At 54.2% G+C, this 16,657-nt stretch carries 14 protein-coding genes and 2 pseudogenes; 8 read left to right on the forward strand and 8 right to left on the reverse strand.

All coding sequences use genetic code 11. The features are described from left to right. Positions 1–83: 83 nt before the first annotated feature. Positions 84–560 (forward strand): annotated as a pseudogene (locus AC2FEB_RS22940) (substrate binding domain-containing protein); the annotation flags it as partial. 384 nt (positions 561–944) lie between these two features. On the opposite strand, the gene AC2FEB_RS22945 reads toward AC2FEB_RS22940, so the two are convergent. After that, complete coding sequence (locus AC2FEB_RS22945) at positions 945–1,955, reverse strand: LacI family DNA-binding transcriptional regulator (protein ID WP_117871517.1); 1,011 nt, start codon at positions 1,953–1,955, stop codon at positions 945–947. Positions 1,956–2,166: 211 nt separating this feature from the next. On the opposite strand from AC2FEB_RS22945, the gene AC2FEB_RS22950 reads away from it, so the two are divergent. The 6 genes from AC2FEB_RS22950 (at position 2,167) to AC2FEB_RS22975 (ending at position 8,227) form a co-directional block, all read left to right on the forward strand. Then, positions 2,167–3,435, forward strand: coding sequence for an ABC transporter substrate-binding protein (locus AC2FEB_RS22950; protein WP_496677407.1), 1,269 nt, complete (start codon positions 2,167–2,169; stop codon positions 3,433–3,435). A 76-nt stretch (positions 3,436–3,511) separates the two neighbouring features. Beyond that, positions 3,512–4,357: a carbohydrate ABC transporter permease gene (locus tag AC2FEB_RS22955; protein ID WP_496677405.1), complete on the forward strand. Its 846-nt coding sequence runs from the start codon at positions 3,512–3,514 to the stop codon at positions 4,355–4,357. Then, complete coding sequence (locus tag AC2FEB_RS22960) at positions 4,354–5,190, forward strand: carbohydrate ABC transporter permease (RefSeq protein ID WP_117871523.1); 837 nt, start codon at positions 4,354–4,356, stop codon at positions 5,188–5,190. The genes AC2FEB_RS22955 and AC2FEB_RS22960 overlap by 4 nt, the downstream gene beginning before the upstream one ends. A gap of 23 nt (positions 5,191–5,213) precedes the next feature. Then, positions 5,214–6,254: an ABC transporter ATP-binding protein gene (locus AC2FEB_RS22965; RefSeq protein WP_117871525.1), complete on the forward strand. Its 1,041-nt coding sequence runs from the start codon at positions 5,214–5,216 to the stop codon at positions 6,252–6,254. Positions 6,255–6,266: 12 nt separating this feature from the next. Beyond that, positions 6,267–7,544 (forward strand): amylo-alpha-1,6-glucosidase, encoded by a 1,278-nt coding sequence (locus AC2FEB_RS22970; protein WP_117871527.1) that lies wholly within the window; start codon positions 6,267–6,269, stop codon positions 7,542–7,544. After that, entirely contained in the window at positions 7,541–8,227 is a 687-nt protein-coding gene (locus tag AC2FEB_RS22975) for a D-lyxose/D-mannose family sugar isomerase (RefSeq protein ID WP_496677401.1), read from the forward strand. The genes AC2FEB_RS22970 and AC2FEB_RS22975 overlap by 4 nt, the downstream gene beginning before the upstream one ends. A gap of 362 nt (positions 8,228–8,589) precedes the next feature. On the opposite strand, the gene AC2FEB_RS22980 is transcribed toward AC2FEB_RS22975, so the two are convergent. Both AC2FEB_RS22980 and AC2FEB_RS22985 read right to left on the reverse strand, forming a co-directional pair. Beyond that, a complete protein-coding gene (locus tag AC2FEB_RS22980) occupies positions 8,590–9,696 on the reverse strand; it encodes an alkene reductase (RefSeq protein WP_496677399.1) in 1,107 nt (368 codons plus the stop codon). A 122-nt stretch (positions 9,697–9,818) separates the two neighbouring features. Beyond that, positions 9,819–10,538, reverse strand: a complete 720-nt coding sequence (locus tag AC2FEB_RS22985; RefSeq protein ID WP_254683747.1) for a TetR/AcrR family transcriptional regulator — start codon at positions 10,536–10,538, stop codon at positions 9,819–9,821. A gap of 497 nt (positions 10,539–11,035) precedes the next feature. Here AC2FEB_RS22985 and AC2FEB_RS22990 point away from each other — a divergent pair, with 497 nt between their 5' ends. Next, entirely contained in the window at positions 11,036–11,404 is a 369-nt protein-coding gene (locus tag AC2FEB_RS22990; protein ID WP_496677396.1) for a hypothetical protein, read from the forward strand. Between the two features lie 329 nt (positions 11,405–11,733). Here AC2FEB_RS22990 and AC2FEB_RS22995 read toward each other — a convergent pair whose 3' ends face one another. From AC2FEB_RS22995 to AC2FEB_RS23015, 5 genes and pseudogenes are all read right to left on the reverse strand, one after another. Beyond that, positions 11,734–12,504, reverse strand: coding sequence for a lysophospholipid acyltransferase family protein (locus AC2FEB_RS22995; RefSeq protein ID WP_162896861.1), 771 nt, complete (start codon positions 12,502–12,504; stop codon positions 11,734–11,736). Between the two features lie 418 nt (positions 12,505–12,922). After that, on the reverse strand, positions 12,923–14,260 hold the full coding sequence (locus AC2FEB_RS23000; protein ID WP_299423164.1) for a metal-dependent hydrolase family protein: 1,338 nt from the start codon (positions 14,258–14,260) through the stop codon (positions 12,923–12,925). A gap of 173 nt (positions 14,261–14,433) precedes the next feature. Further along, a complete protein-coding gene (locus AC2FEB_RS23005) occupies positions 14,434–14,667 on the reverse strand; it encodes a hypothetical protein (protein WP_496677394.1) in 234 nt (77 codons plus the stop codon). Between the two features lie 323 nt (positions 14,668–14,990). Continuing rightward, positions 14,991–15,110 (reverse strand): annotated as a pseudogene (locus tag AC2FEB_RS23010) (DMT family transporter); the annotation flags it as partial. A gap of 874 nt (positions 15,111–15,984) precedes the next feature. Next, positions 15,985–16,521, reverse strand: a complete 537-nt coding sequence (locus AC2FEB_RS23015; RefSeq protein ID WP_496677391.1) for a hypothetical protein — start codon at positions 16,519–16,521, stop codon at positions 15,985–15,987. Positions 16,522–16,657: the final 136 nt, after the last annotated feature.

The following is a 16,657-nucleotide window of genomic DNA, read 5'->3' on the forward strand; positions in this document are numbered from 1 at the left end:
AAGGTATTCCTCTCGGCCATCGCTCTCGCTGCTACAGTCCTATTCTGGCTGTAATTCAATGAGTCTGGAGCCTAGCACTCAGGAACGCGCCGCTTGTCGACACCAGCTTAAAAGGTCGAAAGCTGGCCGTTGATCGCCGTATTCTATGCGCCGCGCCGCATTATCTCGATGAATACGGCACGCCCAAGACGCCTGACGATCTGAAAACCCACCATCTGATAGCTTTCCAAAACCGCCAACCGCGGCCATTGACAGGACCGGCGGGCAAGAACGCCATTTTCGATCCCGCATCAGCCAAAGGCCAATTGATTATCGATGACGGTCAAAGCCAGGTCCGCGCCACGCTGGCCGGAGCCGGTATTTCCTTGAACGCTCTATGGAACGTGCATGACCAACTGAAGTCAGGTCGTTTGATACGGGTTCTTCCAAACTTTGAGGCCAGTGAAGACAATGTCTTGTGGCTGATCTATCCCAAGTCCAACGTGCTGTCCCCAAAAGTGCGGGTGTTTATTGATTTTTTGATCGCAGAGATTGGCGCAAAGCCACCTTGGGAAACGTAAGCTCAAATAAAGCTTAGCGCGCTGCCAGACATCCTGACATCAATGCCAAGGACCAGGCGCTGAGCGGGCATGCCTTGTCCAGTCCAAATGTCTGGTTTGGTGTCCTCATTGCGGTCGTCGCCGAACGGAGGTTCGATTAGCAGATTAACGCACCATTTAATGATTGACCACATCACAACAACCACTAACGCCGCTGAACCGGATTTATTTGAAGCTATCTCTGGTTGAGTGGTCAGCTCATCAGCGGACCCAACGCACCTTCACTTAACTCGCCCGATAGAAGCCGTTGATCGTGTATGCAGAAAACGTCAGCAATGAGTCCAAAGTGTCAAATTTCGCATGGTAGCGCAATAAACGCCTGCGACAGCAACTGACGTATACACTTTAGAGGTTAGGGGCTGCTCCTGATGTTCCTCGAATTGTCAGGGTCGCAGAATACTCGAAATGACAGACTGGCAGATCGGGTGTTCGCATCCGGTCCAGAAGGATCTCGGCCAACCGCTTGCCTAACTTCTTCGGGTCGATCGCCATGGTTGTTAGGCCGGGCGTCGAGACGGCCGCATCCTCGATGTCATCAAAACCCACCACCGAAAAATCATGCCCTGGTTTCCAACCGGACCGGATCAATCCGAAGCAGGCGCCAAGCGCCACAACGTCTCCGTTGCAAACAATACCCGTCACCTCGGGGTGTTGGTGACGGAGTGCGGCAATAGCGTCAACGCCAGCACTCTTATTCTCATCGCATGGCCAGACAATTGGCTGCACGTCATCCATCTGCTTTAAAGCGCCAAGGTAACCGGCGATGCGTTCTTCACGCACGGACGATTGCTCGGTGCCGCCAAAATAGGCGATGTGCTTGTGCCCTAAATCAATCAAGTGCTGCGTGGCTTGTGCGAGGGCTTCGGTATTAAGAATGCCGACATGGTCGAAAGACTGCGACACCTTTCGCATGAATGTCACAGCGGGAACACCGTGAGCATTCAGAAGCTCCATAGATACTTCGCTTGTGTCTAGTGCCGGAACCCAGATCAAACCACGTCGGCCAAATCTGATGCAGGCTTCCAGAAGGCGGTCCTGACGTTGAAGATCGCCTTGCGCATCGAGGATCGACACCATGAACCCTTCGGTTTCGAGCAAGTCGACGGCGCCACTCACAACCTCTGCGTTAAACGGGTTGGCCAATTTGTTAAGGATAAAACCGATTTCGCGATTGTCACCTGATCGCATTGTGGCCGCCGCTTGATTTGGGACGTAGCGCAGACGCTTGGCTGCGCTCAGGACTTTCTGACGTGTCTTCTCTGAAATTCGGCCGGTGTCACGCATAACCTGGCTGACGGTTGGAACCGACACGCCCGCTTCTTTGGCAACGCTGGATAAGGTGGGTTTTTTCGTCATGGGTCACAATTTAGATATAACGTTTGCCTAAAATCGCAAGTGGTTTTGCAAATGGCAAGCAAATTATGGCAAAAGCTTGACGGTAACAGGCTTGACTCAAGATACAACGATATACCATATTAACTGCATTCGCCCGCGGACTGACCCAAAGGTGTCGGCGAGGGAGAGAGGTTGTCGGGTTTCGGTCAGCCTCAGACATAGGGAGGAAATCATGTCGATTCATCTGAAACTGTCGGTTGCCGTGTCCGGTGTTGCCATGCTTGCTGGCGCCGCTGCCGTGCAAGCTGAAACTCTGTTCTGGTCGACCCAGGCCCGGCCCGCCGAAGAAGCGCAGGCTATGCGGACCGAGGTTCTTGGTGGCTTCGAGGGCGGGGTTGACTACCAACCGAACGAAGATGGCCCCTGGCTGACTCGCTTGCAAGCCGAGCTGCAAGCCGACTCAGGCAGCATTGACTTGCTGGGCTCCTTGCATGGCAACTTCTCGGCGATGAATCCTGATGACCTGATGGACCTTAGCGAACTTGGCGTCATGTCGGCGTCGGGCACTTTCAATGATCTCGCTAAGCTGGGTACTGACAGCTTGCAATATATGCCGTGGATGCAAGCGAGTTACATCATGGCCGCAAACACGGAAGCACTGCAATACCTGCCTGAAGGTGCGGACATTAATGCACTGACCTATGACCAGTTGATTGCGTGGGCGGCGAACGTTGAAGAAGCGACGGGTCAGAAGAAATTCGGATTTCCGGCAGGTCCCAAGGGTCTGAAACACCGCTTTTTCCAAGGTTATCTTTACCCGTCCTACACCAACGGTGTTGTGCGGACCTTTGCTTCGCCCGAGGCTGTGACGGCATGGGAAAAGTTCAAAGAGCTGTGGAGCCATACGAACCCTGCCTCGACCAACTTTTCATTCATGCAGGAACAGCTGTTGAACGGGGATGCCTGGATCGTCTTTGACCACACGTCGCGTTTGGCGCAGGCATTCAATGAACGCCCAGATGATTTCGTTGCCTTCCCAGCACCTGCAGGCCCAACTGGCCGTGGCTTCATGCCTGTTCTGGCAGGTGTTGCCATCCCACGCACCGCGCCGGATGCCGAAGGTGCCAAAGCTTTGGTGACTTATCTGATGCAGCCCGAGACACAGATCGCGACACTGAAGGCAACAAACTTCTTCCCTGTGGTTGATGTTGAGCTGCCCGCCGACCTACCGCCTTCGGTCAAAGCTGCCGGCGAAGCGGTTGCCAAGATGAGCAGCTCGGCAGACGCAAATCCCGGCCTGCTGCCTGCGGGTCTGGGTAGCATGGGCGGCGACTTCAACCGTGTATACGTGGATGCGTTCGAACGCATTGTTTTGGCTGGTCAACCCATTGAGCAGGTTCTGGAAGATCAAAAGAAACAGCTGGAAAAGATCATGAACGAAACCGGCGCGCCTTGCTGGGCACCAGATGCGCCTTCGGAAGGTGCCTGCCCCGTCGAATAAAACCTTCCATGACTGCCGGGCCGCAGAAGCTGTGGCCCGGTTCCCCAGCATAATCCCAACTTAAAGGAGCGGTCCGATGGAAGCGCGGCTATTGCCTTACTTTCTGATCCTCCCGGTGACGCTGTTTCTCTGCCTGTTTTTCCTCTACCCGTTTGCGCTGGTGGCGCAGCAGGCTTTTGGAACAGGAGACGGCTTTTCACTGGATAACTTTCGCGAGGTTGTGAGCTACTGGAAGTTCCCGATCTCGATGAAAAACACCTTTCTTCTGGCCGCGGCCGTGGTACCGATCCAGCTGGCGCTGTCACTTCTGATGGCCACAATGGTCACGAAGATGCAAAAGGGGCGCGATCTGGTTCTGTATATATGGACCATTCCGCTGGGTATTTCTGATCTTGCCGCCGGTATCATCTGGCTGGCGATCTTCGAGCAGTCGGGTTTCCTGAACTCGATGATGGTCGGGCTTGGTGTCACTGACCAACCTGTAAGTTTGCTGAGTTATCAAACGCCGTGGGTAGTGTTCCTGGCGATTATGCTTGCTGAGATTTGGCGCGCAACTGCGATCATGCTTGTGATCCTTGTGGCGGGCATCGGCCTGATCCCTAAGGAATACTACGAAGCTGCGGAAGTGTTTGGCGCCTCGCGCTGGAAACAGTTCACCCGGATCACTTTGCCGCTTCTGCGTCCATCGCTGCAAACGGCCTTGGTCCTGCGCGTCATCCTGGCCTTCGAGGTCTTCGCCGTGGTTGCAGCTCTTGGGGGCACGATCTTCCCGGTGCTTATGGGCGAGATCTACGCCTATCAGTTTGACCTGCAAAATGGTGGGGCAGCAGCAGCGCTGGCGATCATCGTTCTGATTATCTCAATCGTGTTTACGCTGATCATCATGCGCGCTCTGCGCGTCCCGAAAGGAGCCACGATATGACGGCTGTAGCAGACGTTGTGGCCCCTGACGCCCGCAAGGCGGGAAGGGGGCTCTACCGAGCAGGCGTGATCTTGCTGTGTGCCTGGGTGATCATACCGCTCTACCTGCTGTTCGTGAACACAATGTCCTCACCGGATACAGTGAACAGTTTCCCCAAGAGCTTCATCCCGGAGTTCAATATGGGATCCCTGGAATTCTTCATGGGGTTCCAGGGGATGCTGAGGGCGCTGTGGAACTCGGTTGTGGTGGCTTTGATGACGATGGTGATGTCCATCGCCATCGGAGCCCCCGCGGGCTACGCCCTATCGCGGTTCGACTTCCGTGGGAAAGAGCTGTTCCGGCTGCTGATCCTGCTGACCCGGGCTTTTCCGCTGCCCTTGCTGGCGCTGCCCCTTGCGGTTCTCTTTATCCGCACAGGTCTGGATGACACGGCCTTCGGTCTGGCGCTTGTCCATACGACACTGGCGATCCCTTTCGCGGTTCTCATCACCTTTTCGCTTTTCTCTGGTATCCCGCTGGAGCTCGAAGAGGCAGCCTGGACGCTGGGCTGCACACGGCTGACCGCCTTCACCAAGGTGATCCTGCCTTTGGTTCTGCCAGGGATTACAGCCTCGGCGATTTTCGCCTTTGTGATCTCGTGGAACGAAGTATTCGCGGCTGCCGTGCTGACTATCGAGAACCGGACGCTTCCCGCGTTCCTATTGCAGACATTGGGCGAAGCTCCGTTGCACCTGAAATTCGCAGGCGGCTTCATTCTCGTGGTGCCTGCGCTGATCTTCATCTTTGCTGTGCGCAAATATCTCTTTGCCATGTGGGGCATCGCCAACCGCTGAGCGGTGACTGAAAGGAAACTGTTATGGCTGAAATACAGATCAAAAACGTTGCCAAGAATTTTGGATCCTACCAGGCTCTGCACGATATCAACCTGACCATCGCAGACCAGGAATTTATGGTCCTTTTGGGCGCCTCGGGCTGCGGTAAATCCACGCTTCTGCGCATCATTGCAGGGCTTGAGACAGCGACGACCGGTGAGGTCTGGATCGGTGGGCGTCGCGTAGATCACCTTTCTCCCAAAGATCGCGGCATCTCGATGGTGTTCCAGAACTATGCGGTGTTTCCGCACCTGACCGTGTTCGAGAACATTGGCTTTGGTCTTCGGATGCAAAAACTGCCCGATGATGAGGTCAAACGTCGGGTCGAACGAACCGCCGGGCTGATGCATATCGAACAGCTTCTAAAGCGCTATTCGGGTGAGTTGTCAGGCGGTCAACGCCAACGGGTCGCTGTCGCCCGCGCGTTGGCAATGGAGCCGGACGTGATCCTGATGGATGAGCCGCTGTCGAACCTTGACGCGCTGTTGCGGATGGAAATGCGCGCCGAGCTGAAGGGTGTTCTGGCCGAAAGCAAGACCACTGCCATCTATGTGACACACGATCAGGTCGAAGCCATGTCCATGGCCGATCGGATCAGCGTTATGCATCAGGGCAAGATTGTTCAGGCAGCCTCGCCCATCGAAGTTTACAGGGATCCAGCGGCCGAGTTCGTGGCCAGTTTCATCGGCAACCCCCCGATGAATTTCCTCCCCGCTGAAGCTGCGGGCTCTGGTCGTTGGACTGTTGCCGGGCAGAACTTCGATGGGCCGGCAAATGGCAAGGACCTGAAATGGGCCATTCGCCCGGAAGATTTGCGTGTTGCTGATCAGGGTTTTGGAGCGCGAGCCAAGGTTGTGGAACCGCTTGGCGCGCATTTGTTGGTGACTTGTGATGTCGAAGGTCACCAGTTCCGCGCTGTGCTGGATAGCGAACTCCACGTGAAACCCGGTGACGTACTTACGTTAGCGCCGCAAGAAGGCCGGGGACGCTGGTTCGACCCCGAAACCACCTTGGCTGTCGCGTAAAGGAGAAACAAGATGAGCCAAGCGTTGATCGATCAGGCACGCAAGGTCATGGAGAACAATGACCGGGGCACCTACACAGTGCCCACCCATGGCCTCTATCCCTTCCAGTGGAACTGGGATAGCGCCTTGTCCGCACTTGGCTTTTCGCATTTCAACATGGAGCGGGCCTGGGTCGAGGTCGAGACTCTTATGGCCCATCAGTGGGTCGACGGTATGGTGCCGCATATCATTTTTCACGAACCTGATGATGGGTATTTCCCTGGTCCTGACGTTTGGCAAACTGGACGCGTGGTGCCGACGACTGGTATCACCCAGCCAGCGGTTGTGGGCTTTGCTTTACGCAAGCTTTACGATCGGGCGGAAGACAAGGCCGCAGCCCGCGTGCGGCTGGCCAAGCTCCTGCCCAAAGTCCATGCGTGGCATCAGTGGTTCTATCGCAACCGCGATCCGAACGGCACGGGGCTGGTTGCGATCATCCACCCTTGGGAATCTGGTCGAGACAACTCGGTGGATTGGGATGAAGGGCTGGACGCGGTGCCGATCGAGGGGGTCGCGCCATTTACGCGGCGCGATACGACACACGCCAACCCAGATCACCGCCCGTCGGACGAGCAATACAAGTGTTATATCTGGTTGGTCGAGTACTTCCGAGGACTTGGATGGGATAATGCGAAGCTCCACGATGCCTCGCCCTTTTGCCTCGTTGATCCAGGATTTAACGGCATCCTGATACGGTCCTGTGACCAAGTTGCGGATTTGGCGGAAATCTTGTGCGATACGTCAATCGCTTCTGAAGCGCGTGAGATGGCCGCAAATGGCCGCGCGGCTCTGGAAAGCCTCTGGAACCCGGCGCTTGGGCAATACACGTGTTACAACCGTGCCGCTGGTCGCCTGCAAGACACACCAACGATTGGTGGGTTGCTCGCGGCAATTGCTGATGTACCTCATGGCCGTGCTGATGCGCTCGCACGAAGGATCGCTTTATTGGGCGAGCGTTGCGGCTATCTGGTGCCCAGTCACGACCCGGCAGATGGCGCTTTTGATAGCCTGCGCTACTGGCGCGGGCCTACATGGTTAATCGTAAATTATTTGATTGCCGAAGGTCTAAGTCGGTCTGGGCAGAGGGAAATGGCGCAACGGATCCTCGCCGATAGCCTAAAGCTTATTCAGAAAAGCGGCTTTGCGGAGTATTATGACCCGATGAGCGGCGAGCCTTGTGGCGGCAGTAGCTTTACGTGGACCGCAGCCATGGTAATCGAAATCCTCAAAACCAAAAGAGTGCCGGCATGAAGCGCTCGCGCATCAATGAAATCATGGCCCAAGCAGATGAGATGATCCGCTCTCACGGGTTCACGTTGCCGCCCTTTGCCTATTGGACACCCGAGGAGTTTAAAGCCCGTAAAAGTGATGCCCGTCACATCATTAACGCAAGATGCGGATGGGACATCACCGATTACGGTGACGGTGATTTTGACAAGATGGGCCTGTTCCTCTTTACCCTGCGCAACGGGTTGCAGAGTGATTTGGCCAAGGGCGGCGGCATGTGCTACGCCGAGAAGCTATTGATTTCGAGGCGGGACCAGCTATCGCCAATGCACACGCATGTTCTGAAAGCTGAGGATATCATCAACCGCGGTGGCGCAACTCTGGTGGTCGAGCTTTTCGGCTCAGACGACGCGGGTGGATTCGCAGAGGATCGCGGCGGTGTGGTCTGGCTGGACGGCATCCGACATCATTGCCAATCGGGCGAGAAGTTGCGCCTGGCACCGGGTGAAAGCGTTACCCTGCGTCCTGGTGATTGGCACGCGTTCTGGGGCGAAGGAGGGGATGTGTTGATCGGTGAGGTCTCAACGGTCAACGATGACGAGACCGACAATATCTTTCGTGAACCCATCGGCCGCTTTGCCGAGGTTGAGGAGGATGTTGCTCCGACACATCTGTTGGTCAGCGACTATTCCAAATGGCTGGGTTGATCGAAGAAACCAGTGGCGGATTCTTGGCAGACTTGTCGCAAACTTTGATCCCCATAGCTGCGTTCAGGCAGTCATCCTTCATTGAATAATTTGGCAATGTTGTATGGACCTCATCTGGCCGTTCTCTACATTGTGCCTCGACTCGCAGAGTATAACCCAAGCGGACCTTCACCCAACATCTCGCAGCGGCGGCTTGGCGCTGACGTCAGACAATTCATGCCACTGCGGAGGTTCACGCCTTTGGTTATGACCTTTCCCCGCTTCAAGAATGGATATTGCCGTAACCGCTAGGTGAGCGCGTTCAAACCGACGCGCTCACTTTGCTTGGTATTGCCTATCACCATGGAGTTAACAACGAAGTATTACTCCGCGGCGACCGCTTCCTCTTCCAGCGACGGGTAATCGGTGTACCCTTTTTCGTTACCGCCGTAGAGAGTACTTGGATCGAGCTCATTCAGCGCGACGTCTTTCTCCAGCCGGTTGACAAGATCCGGGTTGGAAATGAACGGCCGGCCAAAGGCCACCAGATCGACGGCGCCGGTATCAACCGCTTCAATCGCCATGTCTCGGTCGTAAGCGTTGTTGCCCATTTTCGCACCGTCAAACAATTCATAGAGTGCCTTCAGATCGCCACCTTCCGGAATATCGCGCGGGCCGCCGGTCTGTCCCTCCACAAGATGGAGATAGGCCAGCCCATAGCCATTCAGCAATTTGACCGCATGGGTGAATGTCGCCTGCGGGTCGCTGTCGGAGATGTTGTTGGCGTACGAGAATGGGCTGAGGCGGACGCCGACGCGGTCGGCGCCCCAGACATCGACAACCACGTCCATGACCTCTTTCAGGAACCGTGCTCTATTCTCGACTGGACCGCCATATTCGTCTTCACGCTTGTTGGATTCGTCCCGCAGGAATTGATCGATAAGGTATCCGTTGGCTGCGTGGACCTCGACACCGTCGAAACCGGCCTCTTTGGCGTTTTCTGCGGCCCTCCGGTAGTCGGCAACGATGCCAGATATTTCATCGATGGTCAGAGCCCGCGGTTCAGATGTTTCAACAAACTGCTCACCATCAAACGTCTTGGCCTTAGCGCCAATTGCGGATGGTGCAACAGGGGCGCCACCATCGTGCTGTAAACTGGTATGCGAAATCCGGCCCACATGCCAAAGCTGGATTACGATCTTCCCGTCCTTGGCATGGACGGCCTCAGTCACTTTTTTCCAGCCGTCGATCTGTGCTTCGGAATAAATGCCGGGCGTCCAGGCATAGCCTTTTCCTTGGGGCGAGATTTGCGATGCTTCCGTGATGATCAGACCAGCACCTGCCCGCTGCGCGTAGTACTTGGCCTGCAAGTCATGGACGCTGTCATCCTCGGCTCTTGCCCGGTTGCGGGTCAGTGGCGCCATGACAATGCGGTTTTTCAGTTCGATTGCACCAGCTTTGATGCCGGAGAACAGTTTTTCATCAGCCATTGCTGCTTCCTTCTTTGGCAAACTTCGTTCAGATATTATTGGACTAATTGGTCCAATATTGGGGTCACTGTCTCTTGTTTGAGTTTGTGTTAGGTTTAATTTCCTTATGGTGGCGGGGGGCCTTATGGCGAAATCACCAACCGGGCTTGTTTCAGGGTTTGCGATATCTGCTCATTGGGAACGCCCGCCTTGCGCAAGGCTAGCGTGCCAATTGCAAGGGAGGCAAAGGCGCGTGCCTTGTCGAGTACCTGTCCCGGATCCGAAGGCTCAAGCGCTCCCGCAATAATCTCGTCAATACTCTCCAAATGCTGTCGCCCGAGAGCCGCCACTTCATCATCATGAGGAGCAAGCTCCGTAAGGCAATTGATCAGCATACAGCCGTCACGACCACCTTGTGGGTTCGCCAAAGCTTCCATTATCGCACCAACGGGGTCATTTCCGCCCGCATCTGCAACGTCACGCAGATTTTTTAAACCACGCCTTGAATAGTGGCTGAGGGCTTTGTGAAACAAAGCCTGCTTGTTGCCGAACGCTCCATAGAAGCTGGACCGGCTCAAACCCATGGCCTTGGTCAGATCATCCACAGATGCGGTCTCGTAGCCCTTGTGCCAAAAAACGCACAAGGCTTTCTCCAAAGCCTCAGCTTCGTCAAAGGCGCGAGGCCTACCCGGGCCTGCGGGTGATTTGATGTCGCCATTTGGGAGAGTTTTTTTGCTCATGCGTATGATTTGGAATGTTTGGTCCAAAAATTCAAGGTGGCGGTAGGAAATTTTTGGAATGGTCAGTCCGTATTGTGACCAGAGAAAGGAATTTAGGTCGGTAGAAATACAAAACCTCCCCATCCCGCTTGGTGTCACGCTAATCTTAGGATCAGGACTGTTTGTCTTTTTGCGGGAGTGTCAGACGAGGAGGATCGTGATCGTAGAAAAGAGAACCCGCGCTCGGTACTAGTTTCCAACACTGGACAGAATGATTGGCGGCTTGGTCCAACGCGTTGATGTTGATCACTAACAAACCAGAGATTGGTTCGGTAGATTCATGGCCAATGCCCTCAGCTTGTGAGGATTAATACTCCAATGAGTAACAAAGCCAAGAATTCAGAACTGGTTTTACGAGCATCAGAACGGCGGGTCATCGTAAGCAAACCAACAATAATTTCAGCGCAGTAGGTAAAAAAACGAGGTTAGCTGAAGTTTAATTTGCCCAATGTGAACTTCTTAACTTTGGTTAGAACGGTTTTTTGGCAGTATCGTTTCATGAGTTGTTAGTGAGTTCAGTGAGTAAGTAGATGTATTTGCATAATTTCGAGGGGCATTGTTGCGCGGTCAATGACATCCGGATGGATGATTTTGCGCGTGAGTATCCATTGCTGGACGATGCCGACGTGCACGCACAATGGCAGAAGGGCTCCTGGCAGATCACGCGGATAGCCGACATCTGGACACGAACCGGGAAGGTGCTTTCCTTGCCTTACAAAGGGGCCAACGCCTATCCATCTTTCCAGTTTGCTGAGGATGGAACCCCGCTTCCTTTGATGGAAAAAGTGTTGAAAGCCCTGCCACGTGAAATGACCCCGTGGCAATGCGCGTTCTGGTTAACCTCACCCAAACTGGAACTCGGAGGGGAAAGCCCGGCAAATCGCATTCAGATCGGCGATGATTGCATAGTCGGTATCGCAGGCGATGCTGGTGGTCTGATGGCAGCTTAGTGTTAGTTTTTGATCACTCATACGTCGTACAGCATCTGGCAAATTCGTGTCTCCCCTGCTTTTTCTGCCTCCGGCAAGAATAGCAAGATTAGGGCACTTAAATGTCCGTTATCTTCTGAGAATTCAGAGTCAATACCAAGCAGCCCATCCATAGATACGAATGGCCAAGAGCATACTGAAATACGGGTACTAACTAGGTCTTCGAATATCGATACCCGTTGGCGAAAATCCCACCGACAAGTACAACTGCTCTGCAAATCTGTAATCTGCCGCTACGCGTAGCGAAAACTCAACAAACTCGGTTTCTGCATATTTCTGTCAAACAGACCTCACCGCTCAAACACAGCCATCATTTGCCTGCGCAATCGCGCCAGATCCTCATCCACACTAGCGGTAGGATCGCACGCGAATGTTGGCAATGCCTCCACACGGATCGTCCCGCTGCGCGGTAAATGTTTGCCGCGTGGAAGTAGACTATCGCTGTCATGGATGACAATGGGGGTGATCGTGCGGCCGGTTTCTCGGGCGACTAAGACAGCACCCGCTTTAAAGTCCCCGAGCGATTCTGTTTTGGATCGGGTGCCTTCTGGGAATAGCACGATGGAACAGCGGGCAGGCATTTCCCTGACAGCCTTTATCAGCGTATCCATGGCCGTTGAGCCGGAGTCTCGGTTGATAGGGACGAGACCCGCTCCATCAAAACCAGTGCGCAGGAGTTTGCTGTTCCAGAACTCTGACTTCGCCGCGAAAGTGAACCATTTGGTGTCTGGCACCACGTGCATGAGACTGAAGCCATCGAGATGGCTACGGTGGTTGACCACGATGATGCTGTTGGTGTCGGCGGCGAGGGCATTCTTTTCCTCAGGACGCATCTCGACGCGGATGCTGAGGAGCCACAGCAGGCGTGAGCATGACCGTTTCACCAGGCGCCAATACCAACCCCGAAACCCTCTGCGCCGAACGCAAAGAAGAGGGGCAAAGGCCACGAAGAGGAAATAAAACAGGCCGATAAGAACCAGTATAGCGCGCTTGATTAGGCGTATTGGCAAAGGGTCAATGGCGCGAGTTGCGCGGTCTTGACCGTCAGGTGAAAGGGGCATGACGTCCTCTGATAGGGCCTGTGGCAGGTGCGTAAGCCGTGAATAAAGGCCACCGGAGATCCTCCGGCAGCGCTTTGAAATGCGCCACTTGCGAAGGAAGACAGCCACCGCACACCTCTCTATCTGTCGAAGCCAGTCCCAGATCAATGAGAAAAGACGACGTAGGGGAATGTATCTTGGTGCTTCAGTGTGACTTGAGTGCCAACTGACCGGCCTTGGCATAAAATATCGTTAATAGCCCTTACCAGACATAGCCGAGTGATCTGGTAGCTGCGAGTGCACAAGGCTGCTTACAGCACTTTGCCGACCTTGACCCCTTGGTGCCCGTCAATTGTCTGAGTGAAATGACCGAATGCCGGCTGCGAGCCCAAAGCAGTCGTTACAAAATTGGCTTTGAGCAAAGGACTTCATCTGGAACTCAGTCCAGCGTGTTCTTGTAGACTTTGCCGTCTTTCATGATCAGATCGAAATTCTCATGCGGGTCTGCGATCAGGTCGATATCTTGCAGCGGATTGCCGTCCACAAGGATTAAGTCGGCATAAGCGCCCTTTGCGATTACACCTAAGTCACCTTGTTGATAGGGGTGGCGCGGGCCTGAGAGTTTGAGCAGTTCAGCATTGGTTGAAGTCGCCATTTTCAGCACCTCGTATGGCGTGTACCAGCGCTTCAATTTGGCAAGGAACGCGCCTTGACGTTCGGCCAGTTTGGGATCGAACAGGATGTCGGTGCCGAAAGCGACTTTCACGCCAACTTCTTTCGCCGTTTTGTAGGTGAAATCTGTACCGTTGGTGACGTCGATCCATTTCTGCTGGCTAACAGGGTCGTCGAAAGAAAAGCCATCCTCGTCATCCAGCAGGGGCTGCACTGACAACCAAACTTCATTGTCGCGCATCAGTTCCATCGTTTCGCGGCTCATCAAAAAGCCATGCTCGATGGACTTAACGCCAGCGGCAACGGCAATTTCCACGGCCTCGTCCGTGAAGACATGAGATGCAACATAGGTGTTGTAGGTGTCGGCCACCTCTACGAAAGCCTCGATTTCGGCCTTGGTATATTGGCGTACATCCAGAGGGTCATAAGTAGATGACACCCCGCCACCGGTGGAAATCTTAAGCTGGCTTGCGCCCATGCGCATGATTTCACGCGCGCGTTTGACCACTTCCGGAACACCGTCAGCCTGCGCCATCAAACCAACGCTGTACCAGTACCATTGCGAATCCGCGCCGTTCGTCGGAACCGCTTGGTAGGGGCGATAGTCAAAGTGGCCACCAGTTTGTGTCACGGGTGGGCCGGACGGCAGGATACGGGGGCCTTCGATCTCGCCTGCGTCAATCATCCGTTTTATGGCAAATGAATTGCCGCCAACGTCGCGCACCGTTGTAAAGCCGCGCATTAACGTGCCTTCGGACCCGATGGCACCCCGCACCGCGACCTCAAGAATATCGCCGGTCACAACCACACTCTGCGGATTGCAACAGTAAAGCGTGTGCCAGTGTACGTCGATCAGGCCCGGCATCAACGTGCGCCCGCCGCCGTCGATGACGATACCATTGGCGACGGCGAGGGGTTCTGAGGACACATCTGTGATCAGATTGTCGGTTACAACGACATTGGCATTTGTAATCATTTCCTCATTCACACCATCAAACACGTTGACGTTTGTGAACAGTATCGGTCCCCCATCCTGGGAGAGCGCTTGCGAATTGGCTATAGTGAGAAAAATCGACGAAACCGCCGCAAGTTTGGGAAAATGCATTCTAAATCCCTCAGAAAATTCTGTCGGAGAAACCATCCCAGCAGAAGCAAGTTTTTTCAAGCATTACCTCGCTTTTCTGCAAGGTCGGCTTTGTCCGCTAGGCCGACCTTGATGCCGTCTGAACCGACCCGATGAACAACTGAAACCGTCAGATGACCGGTTCGAGCCCAGTACTACCGCCTTGGTGATTTTGCGAGTACGGTAGATACGGTGCGCGTCTTCTTACTTCTTGTGATCGCGATTGCGCCCAGCACTAAGGCACATGCCAAAGCTTGAGGTAAAGAGATGGCTTCGCCAAAGGCAAGATATCCCACGGCAAACATCGTGGGTAATTCGATGCTTCCGACGACCGCAGTTTGGGAAGCCCCAATAACAGGTGAGCAAATCGTGTAGATAAGCTGGGGCACGAAAGCGGTAACCAGACCAATACCAACAATGAAAAGCCAATCGGATTGTTCCCTGGGAGAAGCTCTCCAACCTCAGCTCCAAGGATGAGCGGCGCGAGGCCCAGTACAGACCCCAGAGAAACTGACGCGATACGTGCCAACGGTGCAATCCGTGACAACCTGTGTACCAGTACGCAAATTCCGAAGCCAAACCCAAATGGGGCGGCAAGGGATAGCAGCAGCGTTGGTAGGTTTTCCGCAGCCACTGACGCAGGCGAGCCAGCAATGACAGCTGCCACCACAATCAGACCAGCGGCCAACATGGCGCGTCGCGTGGGTGCATCGCCAAACACTGCCCAAGCAATACCTAAGGTGAACACCGGATAGGTCATGTAAAGCACACCCACTGTCGATGCGGGCAGCTTCTCCAGCGCCGTTACATATCCGATCCAACCAAGCCCCATTACGGCTCCGGCGGAGAGACCCCAAGTGATCTCTCGCCATTCTTTTCAGTGCACAATGAGAACAGGAAGCAGAAGAAGAGCCGCAACAATATAGCGGTAGAATGCGACCGCATAGGGTGCAACACCCTGTTCGGTCAGGCTGCGGCTGAAGTAGGGAACCAGCCCGAAACAGATTGAAGCAAAGAGAACACCAATACCCGCAAATGCGTAAGGTATGGGCGTTCGATTTCGCGCAGATGTCGTGGCCATAATCTGGAGCTATCACGCATTTGCATCTTCGTCTTTAGAGATTCTACGAACGACTGCTTTGTCCCACATAGCTGCTGTCCAAGAAAAAAACATTGCATCTTAGATGAAAAGTCCGCTTCCTGTGCATTGCCGCCGTCACTGAGTCCTAGTGCTGCGCTAGCAGCGAAGGTCTGCTTGGTGGCTGACTCCACGAACTCTGATCCTTGCAGGAACGTCTGTTTTATCCGAGGTAGGATGACGGTGGAATGTTCGCATCGGGATGGGTGCCGTCATTTGTCGCGTTTGGCATCAACCCTGCTTCTTGAAAATACTCGTGATTGCCCTTGAGCTGGCACCAATCCAACCGTCAGATTGGTTCCAGACTTACAACGCAAAACTATGGGCAAACTACGCAAACCTATGGGGTGCGCGAAGTGTTATGCGCAAACCTACACCTGATGTAGGTGCGCACATAACACTGCGTTTTCGACATTGATTTCATTAAAGAAAATCTTGGAAGCTTGCCCATAACCTCTGTGCGGTATTTGCGCATAAATTTGCACAATTCGCCCAGAAGTTTGCATGCGACAGAGAACCCATCGAGCTAACGGCGTCCTCTGGCACATTTGCTACGCACATATGCAGTTTACTCCCAATCGCCAGCAGACGAGCGCCACGTCTTAGTTTCCGCATCCCAAACACTGGCTGTGACGCAAGGCGTCGGGTTTATTCCGTCGCAATTGGAGCCATGTATATCTGCGACAACAACTCGTTGACGCCCAAAGTCAACGACCGTCCAGCCTTTGTTGAGCAAGGAGTGCACCTCTTCGCCAACCCAAAAGTGCGACATGCATCCGCCAGTGCCGCAGTAAAGAGAAGCGGCGCTCGAACACGCAAAACCAGACTCATTCAGAACCCAGTCGCGTTGTAGATCTCCGTCAAGATCCACCCTTTCAACCGCGCCCCAATCTAAGCCAAACTTACCGTTGTTGAACTCTGTGCAGGCCTGTGCCGCCAGATCAACCTTCGCCCGCAAACCGGTTGGAAGTTGCGAAACGTCAGCCGCGAAAGCTGATGAGGTCCAAACTAGACCCGAACCCAGCACAATCGAGGAAACCAAGCATTTAAACTGGCTTACCAATTGGGAAATCGGTTGGAGGGGGGAATCAATTGCATTGATCATACCTATAGTCCCCGTATTCCAGCCAGTTTGCCGAGCCTTCGCTAAAAATCAGAAATTCGGACCTGTCTTCCCCAAGCAGGGCCACGACAAATCCGGTCGGCGGCTCAGAGTTTCCGAAGTAGCTGTAGGCCGTCAT

The organism is Ruegeria sp. YTSC106 (genome assembly GCF_059609765.1).

Excerpts from the sequence above, each read along its gene's own strand:
- AC2FEB_RS22945 (WP_117871517.1), bottom strand. The coding sequence starts at position 1,955 with ATGACGAAAAAACCCACCTTATCCAGCGTTGCCAAAGAAGCGGGCGTG.
- AC2FEB_RS22950 (WP_496677407.1), top strand. The coding sequence starts at position 2,167 with ATGTCGATTCATCTGAAACTGTCGGTTGCCGTGTCCGGTGTTGCCATG.
- AC2FEB_RS22955 (WP_496677405.1), top strand. The coding sequence starts at position 3,512 with ATGGAAGCGCGGCTATTGCCTTACTTTCTGATCCTCCCGGTGACGCTG.
- AC2FEB_RS22960 (WP_117871523.1), top strand. The coding sequence starts at position 4,354 with ATGACGGCTGTAGCAGACGTTGTGGCCCCTGACGCCCGCAAGGCGGGA.
- AC2FEB_RS22965 (WP_117871525.1), top strand. The coding sequence starts at position 5,214 with ATGGCTGAAATACAGATCAAAAACGTTGCCAAGAATTTTGGATCCTAC.
- AC2FEB_RS22970 (WP_117871527.1), top strand. The coding sequence starts at position 6,267 with ATGAGCCAAGCGTTGATCGATCAGGCACGCAAGGTCATGGAGAACAAT.
- AC2FEB_RS22975 (WP_496677401.1), top strand. The coding sequence starts at position 7,541 with ATGAAGCGCTCGCGCATCAATGAAATCATGGCCCAAGCAGATGAGATG.
- AC2FEB_RS22980 (WP_496677399.1), bottom strand. The coding sequence starts at position 9,696 with ATGGCTGATGAAAAACTGTTCTCCGGCATCAAAGCTGGTGCAATCGAA.
- AC2FEB_RS22985 (WP_254683747.1), bottom strand. The coding sequence starts at position 10,538 with ATGGGGAGGTTTTGTATTTCTACCGACCTAAATTCCTTTCTCTGGTCA.
- AC2FEB_RS22990 (WP_496677396.1), top strand. The coding sequence starts at position 11,036 with ATGGATGATTTTGCGCGTGAGTATCCATTGCTGGACGATGCCGACGTG.
- AC2FEB_RS22995 (WP_162896861.1), bottom strand. The coding sequence starts at position 12,504 with ATGCCCCTTTCACCTGACGGTCAAGACCGCGCAACTCGCGCCATTGAC.
- AC2FEB_RS23000 (WP_299423164.1), bottom strand. The coding sequence starts at position 14,260 with ATGCATTTTCCCAAACTTGCGGCGGTTTCGTCGATTTTTCTCACTATA.
- AC2FEB_RS23015 (WP_496677391.1), bottom strand. The coding sequence starts at position 16,521 with ATGATCAATGCAATTGATTCCCCCCTCCAACCGATTTCCCAATTGGTA.